Below are 14,311 nucleotides of genomic sequence, written 5' to 3' on the forward strand. Positions count from 1 at the left end.
TCATGACAACAACTGACGCAGCACTTCGTCAAAAGATAGCAGACCGTATTCGAAACTATGAGCATTTGGTCAAAAAGGATGTGTACCGGCAGCATTTTCATTTGATGCCGCCAGTCGGTCTTTTAAATGATCCGAATGGGCTGATTCAGTGGAAAGGAATTTACCACGTCTTTTATCAGTGGCAGCCATTCAAAACGGGGCATGGTGCAAAATTCTGGGGGCATTATACATCGACAGATCTAGTCAATTGGCAGCACGAAGAAGCCGCTCTTGCCCCAAGTGATTGGTTTGATCAAAACGGCTGTTATTCTGGCAGTGCATTTATAGACGATGGGCAGATGCATGTGATGTACACTGGAAACGTTCGGGATGAACAAGGGAACCGTGAGACGTATCAATGTTTAGCTGTTTCGGAAGATGGTATTCACTTTGAGAAAAAAGGTGTCGTGGCAACGCTCCCTGAAGGGTTCACAGCCCATTTTCGAGATCCGAAGGTATGGAAGCGAAATGGCCGGTGGTACATGGTTCTTGGTGTACAAAGCTTAGACCTGAAAGGACACCTTGTCTTATTTACCTCTGATACGTTAGATAATTGGACGTTTCAAGGCACGATTGCAGGCAGCGGAAAGAATGGTTTAGACAATTTCGGCTATATGTGGGAATGTCCAGATCTGTTTGAATTAGACGGCCGGGATGTATTGATCGTGTCACCGCAAGGACTAGAGCCAGATGGCTTAAAATATCACAATACACATCAATCAGGCTATTTTGTTGGCACATTGGATGATCACTCGTATCAATATACACACGGAGCGTTTGAGGAACTGGACCGTGGCTTTGACTTCTATGCGCAGCAAACCTTTCTAGACGAATCAGGCAGACGACTTTTAATCGGGTGGATGGGGGTGCCTGATCAAGGAGAAGAGCATCATCCGACAATTTCTTATCAATGGATACACTGCCTCACGATCCCTAGAGAACTCCGTTTAGATGAGGACGGACATCTGATTCAAAAACCAGTAAGTGAACTTCAATCCATGCGGACCAATGAACAAGAGCATGTTTTTCATATTAAACGTTCTGTTCATTCCATCCCTGTAGAGGATATTACGAGCGCAGAGGTATTCATTGATCAAATTGACACACAAAAAGGGTTTGAATGCTGTATCCGTGCAGCTGCACGCATCATCTATGATAAAGAGGATGGGAAGCTGACATTAGAGCGGGATCGATTTGAAGATCGATCAAAGGAAGTTCGTGAAGCACTTATAGAGGAATTACACGACCTTCATATCTTTATCGACTCATCGTCAATTGAGATTTTTGTAAACGGAGGCCGAGAAGTTTTTACTGCACGTTACTTTCCTTCCCCGGGAAATAAATCGATCTCCATCAGTGGCAGAAATGAAACAAAGCTGAAACTGAAGACATGGCATTTACAAAGAGAAGCAGGTTTTTGATCTGCTAAACAAGTAGAGAAAATGTCTACGTCTGCTACGCCTTGGTTAATTCCAAAGACAAAAAGAAGCCACTCCTAGACATTGATGTTTCAAGAGAAGAATTAGAGGAAACAGGTTGTCATCACGAGAGAGTTATCAAGATGTTGGATCGAGTAGACAATAAGAAAATGTACCTGTGTGAAAAAGAGACTAATACGAATAGTCTCTTTTTTAATTTAAAAATTCACTCAAAATTAACATGTCAATTCATTACATATTAAATATCCTTAAAATTCTATTTATGTTTACGTAATCCATATTAACTAATATTATGGTAAATGTGGACCGCGCTAAAAAAGTAATTGGAGGTAGTAATACGAAAAAACGTAATGTTATTGTCACATCCTTGTTGTCAGCATCCGTGTTATTCACTGGGTTTGGATTGGGGGGAAATGCGCAAGCGAAAGAGGTATACCCTTCTATGAACACTGAAAGAGCCAAGCAAGAAATAGAAGAAATGAAAGCAGAGGGAATGACCTCTGAACAGATTAATGAGCTTTACGAGATGAGCAAAAAGGAATATGATTCTGTATCTACGGAAGCAAAAGCAGAAGCTATATTCGAAGAGTCGCAGAAAGATATCGATCAATACATCAAAGATGGAGTGATCGACGAGTATTTACCTAAGTACAATGAAGAGTAAGATAAGATGAATGTCAATGCAAAGTCCAAGACATTAGGAACTAAAGGAGATGTGTTGGTTAGCTACGACTTGGATTCAGGTAGTTCAGCGATTGGCTTTGGACATGCGGCTGTTGTGTCGAGAACTAAGACAAATACCGTAGAATCTTGGCACAAAAGTTGGAGTCCAATTAAACAGCATGGAGTTAGATTCTATAATAATACTTGGGGAAATAGAAAAAAGGTATATGGGCTGTGGGTGAAGAAGTCTAATAATACCAAATATGTAAATGCAGCTAAGTATGCAGAAAAACAAGCTAATCAAAAGAAGCCATACAATTTGAACTGGTTTGACAAGAAAACTACAAAAAAATTCTATTGCTCTCAATTAGCTTGGAGAGCTTGGAAAAATCAAGGTCACGATATCGACCATTATAAAAACGATTTAGTTGTGTCTCCAATGGAATTAGTAAACTCTAACAACACGAAGATTTTTTATCATAAAAAAAAGTAAGTTATTGAGCAGTCGGGGATTTTCCCCGATTGCTTTGCTTGTTTAAAATCGAAAGGAGATGATTGAATGAAATACTTTAAGTTATTTTTATTAGCTTGTGCCATAGCAGTTGTTTGTTCAGCATGTTCAAAGAAAGAAGAGGCTGTGGGAGACTCTTCTAAGGGAGAACTGAGCAATATGAAAGATAGTAAATTTGCTGTAATTCATTCAAAGATGATGGACAGAGGATGCGAGATAGTAAACTACAACGATACAGGGAGTAAGCTATCAAGCGTGTCATTAAAAGACTGCGTTGGATTTACTTCGTCTACTCAGAGTGATAATAATATGTACTTCTCATCTAATAGGTCTAATTATCATGTATTAATAGATAAGAATAATGGTGAGGTAAATCACCTACAAACAAAATCACTTTCAAAATCTACAGATGACGAGGGTGCATTCTTTATTAACTACTCTAATGGGTATGTATTACACGACATTAACGTTGGTTTTACAGAGAATGGCTTAGTAGGAGAATTAGTCTACTGGAAAGAAGATAGAGGCAATAAAAAACAGGTTGAACTTGAAGGATCGTTGACTTCAGCAGTATTTGAAGATGGGAAAATATATGCCGTTATTAATAATAATAACGATAGTGTTATAGCTTCTTCCATAGACTCAAAAAATCATAAAGAAAAACGAAAAGAGATAGACATGGCCTCGGTCTTCTTCCCTGACAACAATGAATCTTTGAAGTCATTAAACAATAAAGAATTGTTAGTTGCCGTAAATGATGCCGTTGATAGTAAGAAAAATTCTATGTTGGTTATACTTGACAAGAAAACTCTAGATACGAAAAGAAAGATTGTCATGGATAAAGGTTTCACTATCTACAAGATCAATGTAGACAAGGAGAGAGTTACGATAGTTTCCTATGAAGGAGAAGTCAAGACATTCAACAAAGACCTCAAAGAGATATCGTCTGAAAAAATTCCACTTCATTTTAAATCAGATGACGAACGTTTAGAAGAGGTCAAGATTTTAGGCGGCAAGATTTATGCATTGGTAAGAATGTTTGATAGAGATAAGGATGGAGTTATTGGCAGAATTATTGAATATAATATTGAAAGCAAAGACTCCAAAGAAATATCTCTAAAATCTGATAGAGATTGGGAAATGACAAGCATGGAAGTTATAAGATAGCTGTATAGGAGAGTGGAGTATATTAACTTACATTATCTTCAACCCATGGGTCTTGTGTTATTCACATTGCCGTTGTTGTATTTAACTTGGGGGGTTATTGGCTATTTAATTTTTAAGAAGGTTTATGTGGTTCTAATGATCACATTTATCACATCAACCATTTTCATATTTGCCTATACTGGTTTTGACATGTCAAATATGTATTGGGTAGGGATTGTGACTTTTATATGCATGTGTACCACTGTAATTACAAAAATTATTCGAGACGTGTATTATGGCTATAAAAGAGCATAGTAACCAGTCAAAGCTTGTGTTCACGAACATGAGCTTTATTTATTTTAACATTTGTATTAATTATTTTTTACATATTTTCTTTAAATTTCCCATCCAACTTGTAATAATGAAAATAAAGGGAAAATGATAGGGGGAGGTCTGTTTGGCAGAGAAAGTAGCAAGCCCACTTGTTGCTAAGATGATCGGTGATTGGAACGGAACAGGACATACTAAATGCAGAAAGTAAAAGAAAAGAGATTGTAATAGCCCGCAAAAATATGGAAGAAGACCAAAATGTCTTAATATACTTTAGCTTGATTGATGCCAGGTACAAAATGATGGTTCAGGAATAGAAAGAGGATAAACTCAATCGGAACTGTCGTTCATTTTTGCAAAAAATAAATGTTGCTTGTGAAAAAATGTTCGGATTATGGTAGGCTTTTTTTCATTAAAACACTTCATCATACTTACGCAAAAAATTTTAGAAAAACATGGATTTCTCTACAATCTAAGCAGATCAATGATCTGCTTTTTTCTAGTGAGATCAGCCTGTATCTTAAAGCCTATAACGTGTATATACAAGGTTGGCCTAAAGCGGTTTGATGACGTTTTACATATATGATAACAGGTGGAATTATGGTATCATTTTAAAATATATACAGCTGAGGCTGACGTTTATCCAAATGCGGTAGGACAAAAAAAGGGGTTGTTTACTTGAATTCAAAACAGCAGCCGACGACTAGAAAACGCTTGGAGACAATGGCAGATCATGTTGAAGATAAACGTGAAGAATATAAAGAATTGCTCATTCAAGTTCAATCTATTCTCGGTGAACCTTCTTTAGAGCAGGAAGAAGTGAAAGAGAAGCTGTCAGATACGTATAAACAAATGAAAGAATATGCTTTATTTGTTGAATCCATTGAAGCCTTTATTCGAAAAATGGCGAAAGAGTCCGATCAGCAAAAATAGGCATTCATGTATGGATAAAAGAGTGTACCTGCGTGCGGGTACGCTTTTTTGTATTATGTCTGATTATTCAGGAATTTAAATGAAAGCGTTGACATTTGTATTGTCATGATCAATAATAAATAAAAAATTCATCTGAGCATGTACAGGAGGAACGATATGAACCATACAACTAAGAAATGCCTGATCACCTTTATGATTGTCCTATTTTCTATGAGTTTTCTTTTTCCTTCCGTTTCTTCTGCCCGAAATCATACGTCGTATGCTGCATCAACTGCTTCAGTCCCATCTGGTCAATATTATCGTTCACAAGAGGTAGCTCTGCATTCTCACGTTCAAAAAGCTTCTCTTTATTACACAACAGATGGCAGCCAGCCGACAACTCAAAGTCAGTTATACAAAAAGCCCATTCATATCGAAACTGATACGACTTTAAAAGTAAGCGTTTACAAGAAAAACCGCCGCCTTTCCACGTCTACGTACAATTATCGCTTTGTCACACGAGAGGACATTGCATCATCTTTTTTATCTTTCGAATACAAAGGAATGCCTTATCGGCTGTATATTCCAAAAAACCATAAAAGGGGTAAAGCCTATCCTCTCGTCCTATTCTTACATGGAGGCGGGGAGAGGGGAACAGACAATCAAAAGCAGTTACTTGCGAATGATGGTGCAGTTTTATGGGCTTCTCCTGAAGTCCAAAAGAAACATCCTTCGTATGTACTTGCACCTCAGGCGCGAGATGCTGTCGATGGAGGCTTTGCTTTAACAAGAAATTTGCAAAATGAAATTGATCTGACGAACGTGTTTCAATTTTCACCAGATTTACACAAAGCTTATGATGTCCTTCAGCATGTGTTAACTTCTTATCAGATTGATCAGAAAAGAATTTATGCGACGGGTTTATCACAAGGTGGATTTGGCACGTACCAGTTGAACATCACATATCCTCGTTTGTTTGCAGCAATGATTCCTATTGCGGGGGGAGCAGATCCAAGCAAGGCAGGAATTTTAGCAAACAAGCCAATATGGGCATTTCATGCAGAAGATGATTCCATTATCCCTATCAGCTATGCAAGAAATACCATTCAAGCTATTCAAAAAGCTGGCGGCCAGCCGCTTTATACGGAGTATGCAAGTAAGTATGGATATGACCATGCATCATGGACGCCTGCTTATGAGACGCCAGGCTTAACAGATTGGCTGTTTGCACAGAGACGAAGCTTTCGATAAACAAAAACCGATTCACCTCCTAACAAGGCGAATCGGTTTTTTCTGTTTTATTTGTCAAAACGATGAGCAGAATGCTTTGTTGGTCCAATGTATTCGTTTAGCTGGAAAGAGCCTTTAATGGCAGCCGTGATGAATTCTTTTGCTGCATAAATGGCTTCTTTCACGTCTGATCCATTCGCTAGTTCAGCTGTGACTGCTGCTGAGAATGTGCAGCCTGCGCCGTGTGTGTATTCTGTGTCGATTTTATCTGTTTCAAGGCGTTCGAAGGTTTGTCCATCATAAAGCAAATCGATGGCTTTGTCTTCGCTTAGCTTACCGCCTCCAGTGATGACCACATACTTTGCACCAAGTTCGTGAATGCGTTTTGCTGCTTCTTCCATTTGTTCGATCGTTTTGATCTCGCCGATTCCGCTTAATTGACCTGCTTCGAAAAGATTAGGTGTGATAACGGTTGCGAGTGGCGTGAGCTTTTCACGCAGTGCTTCCGCGTGCTCTGGGTAAAGGACTTCGTTTGCACCCTTACAAACCATAACAGGATCAATGACGACATTTTTAAGGTCATATGTTTTGATGGTGTCAGCTGCAAGCTCAATCACGTCGACGGTAGGAAGCATACCCGTTTTCAGTGCATCTACACCAATGCCTTCTACAATGGTAGAGAGCTGCGCGCGAATTGTCGCCGTATCAATTGGAAACACCTGATGATCCCAATGATTATGTGGGTCCATTGCAACGACAACGGTTAAAGCTGTCATCCCGTAGACGTTTTTTTCTTGAAACGTTTTTAAATCTGCTTGGATACCTGCACCGCCGCTTGAATCCGAACCTGCGATGGTGAGTGCTTTATTCATAGACATAGTTGCTGAACCTCCAATGTGATGTGTAGCAGTTATTGTTCTATCCCTTATTATAATCAGCTTTTCCGTTTATCACAATGAAACGGCATAAAAAAGCGTTCCTCTCTTCGGAACGCCTCTCTTTCTTACCTTTTACAAATCACCAATTTCCCTTTTTTCATCTCGTCTAAAAGCGTTAAGGCTAACTCTTGATCGGCCCCAGTTGACATCATTTTGGCCATCAGTTCATCATCCCGGGTGCGAATGACATTGGCGACTTGATCCAAAATTCCTTGATCGACCGCTGTCATGCTTTTGGCGTCTGTATGCTCTGTTACGGTATCAGAGCGTTCTGGGTCGTAGGCAAAAACAAAAACAGCGTCCTTTGATGATCCCGATGAATGAATGTGGTCAATGGTCTGTTTTGCTTCTTTACTATTCTCCACCGTGATATATTCCATCATCATCACTCCTTTTCATCAAAAATTCCCATTTTCCCATCAAATCAAACCGCCTTTTATATCATGAGAAGTAAGTCAATTTATGTTTTAATGGAAAAAGACGAATCTATTAAAGGAGTAAGCTGCATATGAAGATTTCCTTATTAATTGTGACACATAACCGGCTCAGCGCACTGTGTGAGCTGCTTGAATCCATTACAAGACAAACCGTACCGCCTTTTGAAATTGTTGTCGTCAATGATGCAGGAGAGCGAGTCGACATCATTCAGGAACTTTACCCTGAGCTTCCGATCCGCTTGATTCATTTAGATGAGAATGTCCAGCATGTGAATGCCAGAAATGTGGGAGTGCGGGAGCTGACAGGCGACGTCATCATGCTGAGTGACGACGATGATTACTTCACACCTTGTCATATCGAACGCATGAGTAAGGCGCTGGAGGATGCCGATTTTGTCTTTTCTGATGCAGAAATTGTATCATTTGAAGAAAAAGGCGCGACCCGTTTTCCACTGTCGAGACGTTTGTTTGCTTATACAGCAGATATTGAGGATATGCGTGTCTTTTCTACATATGTTCCTTCAGGCAGTATGTACAAACGCTGTATACACGATGAGATTGGCTATTTTGATCCAGCGATGCATCATTATTGGGACTGGGACTTCTTTTTGCGTGTATCACAGCATGCCCGAGTGAAACGAGTGCCAGCTGCGAGCGTGATCTATGCGTTTTTTGACGGCGGTGGAAATCAATCTAGTGATCTTGGTGAAACAAGGAAAAACTACTTAGATGATTTAAGTGAAAAGCATGAACTGGGCGATCTGCCGACAGCGAACTTTGCGATATTATTAGAAGAACCAGCGATGAAAAAAAGAGAATCAGAGAGTGAGATTGTGTGGGATGGAAAACCGATGATCTCCAGACTAGCGCAGCAAGTAGAAGGAGGAAAACCACAATGAAGCCATTTTTAAATGATAGCTGGTGGGCTGTGATGAAAAGTGAATTTGAACAGCCGTATTATCAGGAATTACGTGAATGGATGAAGGAAGAATATCGCACGCAGACTGTTTTTCCAAAACCAGATGACGTGTATCGTGCTCTTCATTTGACGTCATATGAAAAGGTCAAAGTGGTGATTTTAGGACAAGACCCTTATCATGGCCCAGGGCAGGCACATGGATTAAGCTTTTCTGTTCAGCCGGGCGTCAAACATCCGCCATCTTTGAGAAATATTTTTCAGGAGCTAAAGGATGATCTTGGTTGTCCTGTTCCAAACCACGGCTCACTTGTCAGCTGGGCAGAGCAGGGTGTGCTGCTTTTAAACACTGTGCTGACTGTGAGAAAGGGCGAGGCGAATTCTCATAAAGGCAAGGGCTGGGAACGTGTGACAGACCGCGTGATTGATGTGCTGAATCAGCGTGAACAGCCCGTCGTTTTTGTGTTATGGGGAAGACATGCTCAAAACAAGAAAGAACGCATTGATCAAAACAAGCATTTTATCATTGAGTCACCTCATCCAAGTCCTTTTTCTGCAAGAAACGGCTTTTTTGGCAGCCGGCCGTTTTCAAAGGTAAACGCGTATTTAAAGCAAATGGGGATTGAAGAAATCAATTGGTGTATCAAGGATATTGAATGAAAATAGGACGAGGGGAGAGACCCTTCGTCCTGTTTATTTTAAAAATTTACGAACCAAGTCGAGTCCGTTTTTCGCATTTGGATAACGGAAGGAAAAATCGAAGCGATTGGTTTGCCGCAGGACACTTTTTTCATGCGTAAAAGTAAAGAAGCTGTCCTTCCCGTGATATCGCCCCATGCCGCTTTCGCCGACGCCTCCGAATGGCAGGTAAGGTGTAGCGACATGCATAAGCGTGTCATTGATACATCCTCCGCCAAATGAGAGGTTGTCTAGAATATAGGTTTCTGTTTCTTTATTTGTTGTAAATAAGTAAAGCGCAAGCGGCTTTGGCCTTGCTTTGATCATATGAACTGCTTCATGCAGAGAATCAAAGGTCATGACAGGCAGAATCGGTCCGAAAATTTCCTCCTGCATGACGGGATCATCCCATGTGATGTGGTCTAAAATGGTCGGAGCGATTTTGAGCTCCTGTTCATTGCGCTGTCCACCTGTGACGATCGTTCCATTTGAGAGAAATTGTGTAAGCCTGTCAAAATGACGCTGGCTGACATTTTTTCCAAAGTGCGGATGCGTTTCGGGATGTTCACCATAAAAGTCACGGATACAGGCCGTCATTTCTCGCAAAAGTTCCTCTTTGATGGATTCATGAACGAGCAAATAGTCTGGTGCAATGCAGGTTTGCCCTGCATTGGTGAATTTTCCAAAGGTGATCCGCTTCGCTGCTAACTTGATGTCGGCATCAGGCATGACGATGCTGGGACTTTTTCCGCCAAGCTCAAGTGTGACAGGGGTCAAATGTTTTGCGGCGGCTTCCATGACGACTTTGCCGACTGCCACACTTCCAGTAAAGAAGATATAATCAAAGGGCAGCTTCAGCAGCTCTGTACTGACATCGACACCGCCCTCTACGACAGCCGCATGGTCTTCTTGAAATACATGTTTGATGATAGTGCTGATCACTTGTGAGACTGCTGGCGTCAGCTCAGACGGCTTTAAAATCACAGCATTTCCCGCAGAAATCGCGCCGACTAATGGAGAAAGGGCCAATTGGAAAGGATAGTTCCAAGGAGCAATGATGAGCACACTTCCATAGGGTTCCTTGATGATCATGCTTTTTGATCCGATATGAGTCAGCGGTGTTTTCACGCGAGTTGGCTTCGCCCATTTGTGAAGGTGCTTGAGGGTATGATTGATTTCTTCATACACCATCCCGACCTCTGTTGTATAGGCTTCCTGTTCGGATTTATGTAAATCATGGGCTAAGGCCTGTAAAATATCCTTTTCATGCTGTTTGATGGCTGCTTTTAAGTCTTGAAGAATGCGGATGCGTTCTTGAACCGCCGGCTTCTGAAAGACTTTTTGTTTCTGAAATAGAGCAGTGAGCTTGTCCATTATTCAATCCTTTCATAGACGATGTTGTTTCTTTTATTATGTGTGAATGAAGATGACGGGTCAAATAAGAGAGTCGTGAGCGCACTGCTTTGAAAAAATGAACCCATTTGCTTTGTTCATTTGGTAAAATAATGTTGAAAAGAGATTTTTTTAGATTGGAGGGTCTACCCTTGAATATTCATATATCAAGCCTGCTTCAAAAAATGGAGGAAGCGGTTCAAAAAGCAAAACAAAGTGGAAATGATGAAGAGGTGAAACGTCAAGTGGCTGCCATTTCTTCACTATGTGATGTTATTCTCGACGCACCATCACAGGTGCAAATGCCGCAGTCGCCGGTCATTTCACCACCTTCATCGATACATACACCATCAGCACCATCTGTGTCTGCAGATCAAGCCATGCTGGAGAAACTCATGGGCACAAGTGGCGCGAAGAAATTTCAGCAAAATGATGAGGGTCAAAAAGAGAAGGACGGGAACGGCGACTCTATTTTTGATTTTTAATGGTCTTGTCACGACAAAGGGAAGGTGATTGGTTTGAAACTATTTTTGGGCGCCATTCAGTGGATGGCATTTTTTATCGCAGCTTCTATTGCCGTACCAATTGCGATTGCACAAGCATTTGAATTGAACCAAGTGCAATCGGCGGAGCTGATTCAAAGTACGTTCTTTTCACTTGGTCTTGTGGCAATGGTGCAGTGTTTATGCGGCCATATGCTGCCGATTAATGAAAGTCCAGCAGGGCTTTGGTGGGGTGTGTATACCCTTTATGCCGGCATGACAGGTACAATCTTTGCGACGTATCCTGAAACCCTGCAAGCATTACAAGGGGCTTTAATTTTTAGTGCTGTTTTCTTTTTTATTTTTAGTCTATTTAAAATCATCAATTGGCTCGCGTCTTTATTTACGCCAGTCGTCACAGGCATTTACCTGCTGCTGCTTGTTGTGCAGCTAAGTCAGCCAATTATGAAAGGGCTGATGGGCATCGGCTATCGGGGAAATCAAGTAGATGGGCTTGTCTTTTGCTTATCGATCTTGATTATTATCCTTACCTTCATGATCAGCCGCTCAAAATGGCATTATTTAAGACAGTTTTCTGTGTTATTCGCACTTGCAGGCGGATGGCTGTTATTCGCTCTACTCGGATTGGCGAAGCCGGTCCGAATTCCAGAACAAATCATCGAGTTTCCGAAGCTGTTTCCATTCGGTATGCCGGTCTTTGACAGTGGATTGCTTGTCACGTCCTTTTTTATAACGATTTTACTCATTGTGAACATGCTGGCAAGTATTCGAATTGTGGAAAGCTCAGTGAAGGCATTTGGTGATCTGCGTGAGCGGAAAAGAGCACGTCCTGCTGGTTTTGTCGCTGCATTTGGTCATTTATTAAGCGGGCTGATCGGGGCGATTGCGCCTGTACCTATTTCGGGGGCAGCCGGATTTATCCAGACAACCAAAATTCCTTCGAGAAAGCCTTTTTTCATAGGAAGTCTGCTTGTTGTTCTCATTAGTTTGTTTCCCCTGCTCATGAGCTTTTTCTCTGCATTGCCATCACCTGTGGGGCTTGCTGTAAACTTTGTGGTCTTCTCTTCTATGATTGGGATTGCGATGTCGGAGTTTGATCAGTATGAGAAAGAAGAAATTCCGCGCATTCGCTTTGTTCTTGGTATTGCTGTTTTAGCAGGCGTAGGGGCGATGTTTGTGCCTCAGGGGGCCTTGAAAGGGATGCATCCTGTGCTCATTTCATTATTAAGCAACGGTCTTGTTCTAGGCACACTCATTGCGATCGTGGTCGACCAAGTCTTGTTACGAAAGAAAAAGAAATCCGACAATCTCGTGTCAACGTAAAGGGAAAGTTGAATGTCACCCTTCACCCGCGCTATGATAAATATAATTGACGAGATAAGGAGAATGACGAATGAAACTATTTTTCATTTTAGGTGCCATTAACGCCATGCTTGCTGTTGGACTTGGAGCCTTCGGTGCGCACGGTCTAGAAGGGAAAATCCCTGAAAAATATATAGAAATATGGAATAAAGGTGTTCAATATCAGATGTTCCATGCCATTGGCCTATTTGTTGTCGCTTTTCTTGCAGATAAGCTGTCAGGTGTCTCCCTAGTTCCAACCGCTGGCTGGGTGATGCTTGCAGGCATCCTTTTCTTCTCAGGAAGCCTTTATGTGCTGGCATTGACGCAGGTGAAGATTCTAGGTGCCATTACTCCTATTGGCGGAGTAGCATTTATCGCCTCTTGGATCATGCTTGTCATTGCAGCAGCAAAAAATTTATAAGCCAATAAACCGATGCTCTCATAGGGGCATCGGTTTTTTTTCTTAACTCCAGTAAGGGGTATAGTTGGGCGGTGCTTGATAATATGGGACGTAGTGAGATGGAGGGACAGGATGCGTTTGAGACTCTTCTTCCCGGTGGCAAAATGGTCCGATAAACACACTTGGTTTCACAGGCTTTATCGCCTGCTTCCACTGTGTTTCGTTCATGCAATAAGTATGGGCCATGATGTGAGAAGGGGTGAGAGTGAGAAGGTCTGAGCCTAGGATCACTTCAGGTGTAGATGCGTTAAAAATAGCTAACAAATGAGTTCTGTCTTGGAGAGCGACTTCATAGTGCCACCAGCCTTGAGGCACGTTTGCCACCTGTCCAGGTGTGATGGTGTAGGTGTGCAGTTTTTTTGTAAATGGATTCAGCATCGATACGGCAGCAGAACCGGCTATACAATAAACAAGCTCTGCCGCATTTTGATGATAATGAGGCTCTACGACTTTGCTTTTACTCAAATATATATCCAGCAGGGACACTTGATCCAACGAGTTTAATTGTTTTTTTCCTAACACATTAATCAGGTTATGCTGATCGAATTTCACAAGGGGGCTTTGATTCAGATCGTATGAAAATTTGACATTTGGTGATGTATAATCCAGCTCAACAGTCATTGATGTCACCTCTAGGCTTTTGATAAAACTACTAGGCATCTTATGAGCAGCGTCCCAGAGGTGTGACAAAAACCTAGACAAAAGAAAAAGCAAGGGCACCTGAGCCTTGCTTTTGCCATGCTTGACGTTATCTCGGAGAATATGTTGACATCGAATAAGGATAATCATATTGAATTTCTCCATCAAACGTAATGTAATCAAGATAGATTGTTAATAGTAAGTATCGTGTTCCTGTCTTATTATCACTAATGATAATGTGATCACGGCCTGCAGCTTCTATGACGCCTCTAAAAATCTTCGAATTCCATTCCTTACTCGCCTCAAACGTCATATAAATCGTGGCTACCTTGCCGCGGTTCAATCGTAAAATATTTTCAATATAGGACTGCTCAATAGGCAGCTGCCCGGTGACATTCTGCTGATAAACCGGTCCAGAAGGAATTTGATAGGGCTGACCGCCGCCCTGCGTTCCTTGGCCTCCTTGTGAAGTACCGGTAGACGGCATTGGTGAAAACCCCTGCTGCATTTGACCCTGCGTTTGGGGAGGGACTGAATAACCCATCTGCTGCGCAGGATACGGATTTGCTCCATATTGTTGCTGGCGGAAATCTTGACCTTCGAAACCCGAACCTTGCCCAAATTGATTTTTCAATTTCATAACGTTCCTCCTCTTTCCTCATGGTGTTCTAAACAGAAGGCGCTAAAGCACCTGTTGTTTCCATAGCATTCTTTCTCTCTTTCACACTATGAGA

Annotated in this window: 17 protein-coding genes; 12 read left to right on the forward strand and 5 right to left on the reverse strand. The window is 41.5% G+C overall.

What is annotated here, in order from left to right; all coding sequences use genetic code 11:
* The first annotated feature begins 2 nt into the window (after positions 1–2).
* The 7 genes from M1D84_RS01390 to M1D84_RS01420 all read left to right on the forward strand — a co-directional run bounded on the left by M1D84_RS01390 (position 3) and on the right by M1D84_RS01420 (position 6,291).
* The gene (locus tag M1D84_RS01390; RefSeq protein ID WP_458106377.1) at positions 3–1,460 is read left to right on the forward strand and encodes a glycoside hydrolase family 32 protein; all 1,458 of its coding nucleotides are present in this window, start codon (positions 3–5) and stop codon (positions 1,458–1,460) included.
* Positions 1,461–1,920: 460 nt separating this feature from the next.
* Positions 1,921–2,142 carry a hypothetical protein gene (locus M1D84_RS01395; protein WP_238550003.1) on the forward strand — a complete coding sequence of 74 codons (222 nt, stop codon included), beginning with the start codon at positions 1,921–1,923 and terminating at the stop codon, positions 2,140–2,142.
* A 6-nt stretch (positions 2,143–2,148) separates the two neighbouring features.
* A complete protein-coding gene (locus M1D84_RS01400; protein ID WP_238550002.1) occupies positions 2,149–2,634 on the forward strand; it encodes a hypothetical protein in 486 nt (161 codons plus the stop codon).
* 66 nt (positions 2,635–2,700) lie between these two features.
* Positions 2,701–3,819: a hypothetical protein gene (locus M1D84_RS01405; RefSeq protein WP_044331046.1), complete on the forward strand. Its 1,119-nt coding sequence runs from the start codon at positions 2,701–2,703 to the stop codon at positions 3,817–3,819.
* A 551-nt stretch (positions 3,820–4,370) separates the two neighbouring features.
* The gene (locus M1D84_RS01410; RefSeq protein ID WP_229137478.1) at positions 4,371–4,445 is read left to right on the forward strand and encodes a response regulator aspartate phosphatase; all 75 of its coding nucleotides are present in this window, start codon (positions 4,371–4,373) and stop codon (positions 4,443–4,445) included.
* 361 nt (positions 4,446–4,806) lie between these two features.
* Positions 4,807–5,061 carry a hypothetical protein gene (locus M1D84_RS01415; protein ID WP_024423823.1) on the forward strand — a complete coding sequence of 85 codons (255 nt, stop codon included), beginning with the start codon at positions 4,807–4,809 and terminating at the stop codon, positions 5,059–5,061.
* Positions 5,062–5,217: 156 nt separating this feature from the next.
* On the forward strand, positions 5,218–6,291 hold the full coding sequence (locus M1D84_RS01420) for a chitobiase/beta-hexosaminidase C-terminal domain-containing protein (protein WP_206534237.1): 1,074 nt from the start codon (positions 5,218–5,220) through the stop codon (positions 6,289–6,291).
* A gap of 47 nt (positions 6,292–6,338) precedes the next feature.
* Here M1D84_RS01420 and M1D84_RS01425 read toward each other — a convergent pair whose 3' ends face one another.
* On the reverse strand, positions 6,339–7,148 hold the full coding sequence (locus tag M1D84_RS01425) for a bifunctional hydroxymethylpyrimidine kinase/phosphomethylpyrimidine kinase (RefSeq protein ID WP_024426411.1): 810 nt from the start codon (positions 7,146–7,148) through the stop codon (positions 6,339–6,341).
* A 125-nt stretch (positions 7,149–7,273) separates the two neighbouring features.
* On the reverse strand, positions 7,274–7,588 hold the full coding sequence (locus M1D84_RS01430; protein WP_206534238.1) for a general stress protein: 315 nt from the start codon (positions 7,586–7,588) through the stop codon (positions 7,274–7,276).
* Positions 7,589–7,716: 128 nt separating this feature from the next.
* On the opposite strand from M1D84_RS01430, the gene M1D84_RS01435 reads away from it, so the two are divergent.
* Positions 7,717–8,544 carry a glycosyltransferase family 2 protein gene (locus tag M1D84_RS01435; RefSeq protein ID WP_206534239.1) on the forward strand — a complete coding sequence of 276 codons (828 nt, stop codon included), beginning with the start codon at positions 7,717–7,719 and terminating at the stop codon, positions 8,542–8,544.
* Positions 8,541–9,221, forward strand: coding sequence for a uracil-DNA glycosylase (locus M1D84_RS01440; RefSeq protein WP_024426408.1), 681 nt, complete (start codon positions 8,541–8,543; stop codon positions 9,219–9,221). Before M1D84_RS01435 ends, M1D84_RS01440 begins: the two co-directional genes overlap by 4 nt.
* A 33-nt stretch (positions 9,222–9,254) precedes the next feature.
* Here M1D84_RS01440 and M1D84_RS01445 read toward each other — a convergent pair whose 3' ends face one another.
* Positions 9,255–10,613, reverse strand: a complete 1,359-nt coding sequence (locus tag M1D84_RS01445; protein WP_172880430.1) for an aldehyde dehydrogenase — start codon at positions 10,611–10,613, stop codon at positions 9,255–9,257.
* A 170-nt stretch (positions 10,614–10,783) separates the two neighbouring features.
* Here M1D84_RS01445 and M1D84_RS01450 point away from each other — a divergent pair, with 170 nt between their 5' ends.
* From M1D84_RS01450 to M1D84_RS01460, 3 genes are all read left to right on the forward strand, one after another.
* Positions 10,784–11,116 (forward strand): YwdI family protein, encoded by a 333-nt coding sequence (locus M1D84_RS01450; RefSeq protein ID WP_024423816.1) that lies wholly within the window; start codon positions 10,784–10,786, stop codon positions 11,114–11,116.
* A gap of 33 nt (positions 11,117–11,149) precedes the next feature.
* The gene (locus M1D84_RS01455; protein WP_024423815.1) at positions 11,150–12,457 is read left to right on the forward strand and encodes a purine/pyrimidine permease; all 1,308 of its coding nucleotides are present in this window, start codon (positions 11,150–11,152) and stop codon (positions 12,455–12,457) included.
* Positions 12,458–12,527: 70 nt separating this feature from the next.
* Positions 12,528–12,899 (forward strand): DUF423 domain-containing protein, encoded by a 372-nt coding sequence (locus M1D84_RS01460; RefSeq protein WP_103131754.1) that lies wholly within the window; start codon positions 12,528–12,530, stop codon positions 12,897–12,899.
* A 42-nt stretch (positions 12,900–12,941) separates the two neighbouring features.
* On the opposite strand, the gene M1D84_RS01465 is transcribed toward M1D84_RS01460, so the two are convergent.
* On the reverse strand, positions 12,942–13,559 hold the full coding sequence (locus M1D84_RS01465) for a cupin domain-containing protein (RefSeq protein ID WP_024423814.1): 618 nt from the start codon (positions 13,557–13,559) through the stop codon (positions 12,942–12,944).
* 127 nt (positions 13,560–13,686) lie between these two features.
* Positions 13,687–14,217, reverse strand: a complete 531-nt coding sequence (gerQ, locus tag M1D84_RS01470; protein WP_024426405.1) for a spore coat protein GerQ — start codon at positions 14,215–14,217, stop codon at positions 13,687–13,689.
* Between the last annotated feature and the right edge of the window lie 94 nt (positions 14,218–14,311).

The sequence above is a fragment of the Bacillus sp. PK5-006 genome (assembly GCF_054161415.1).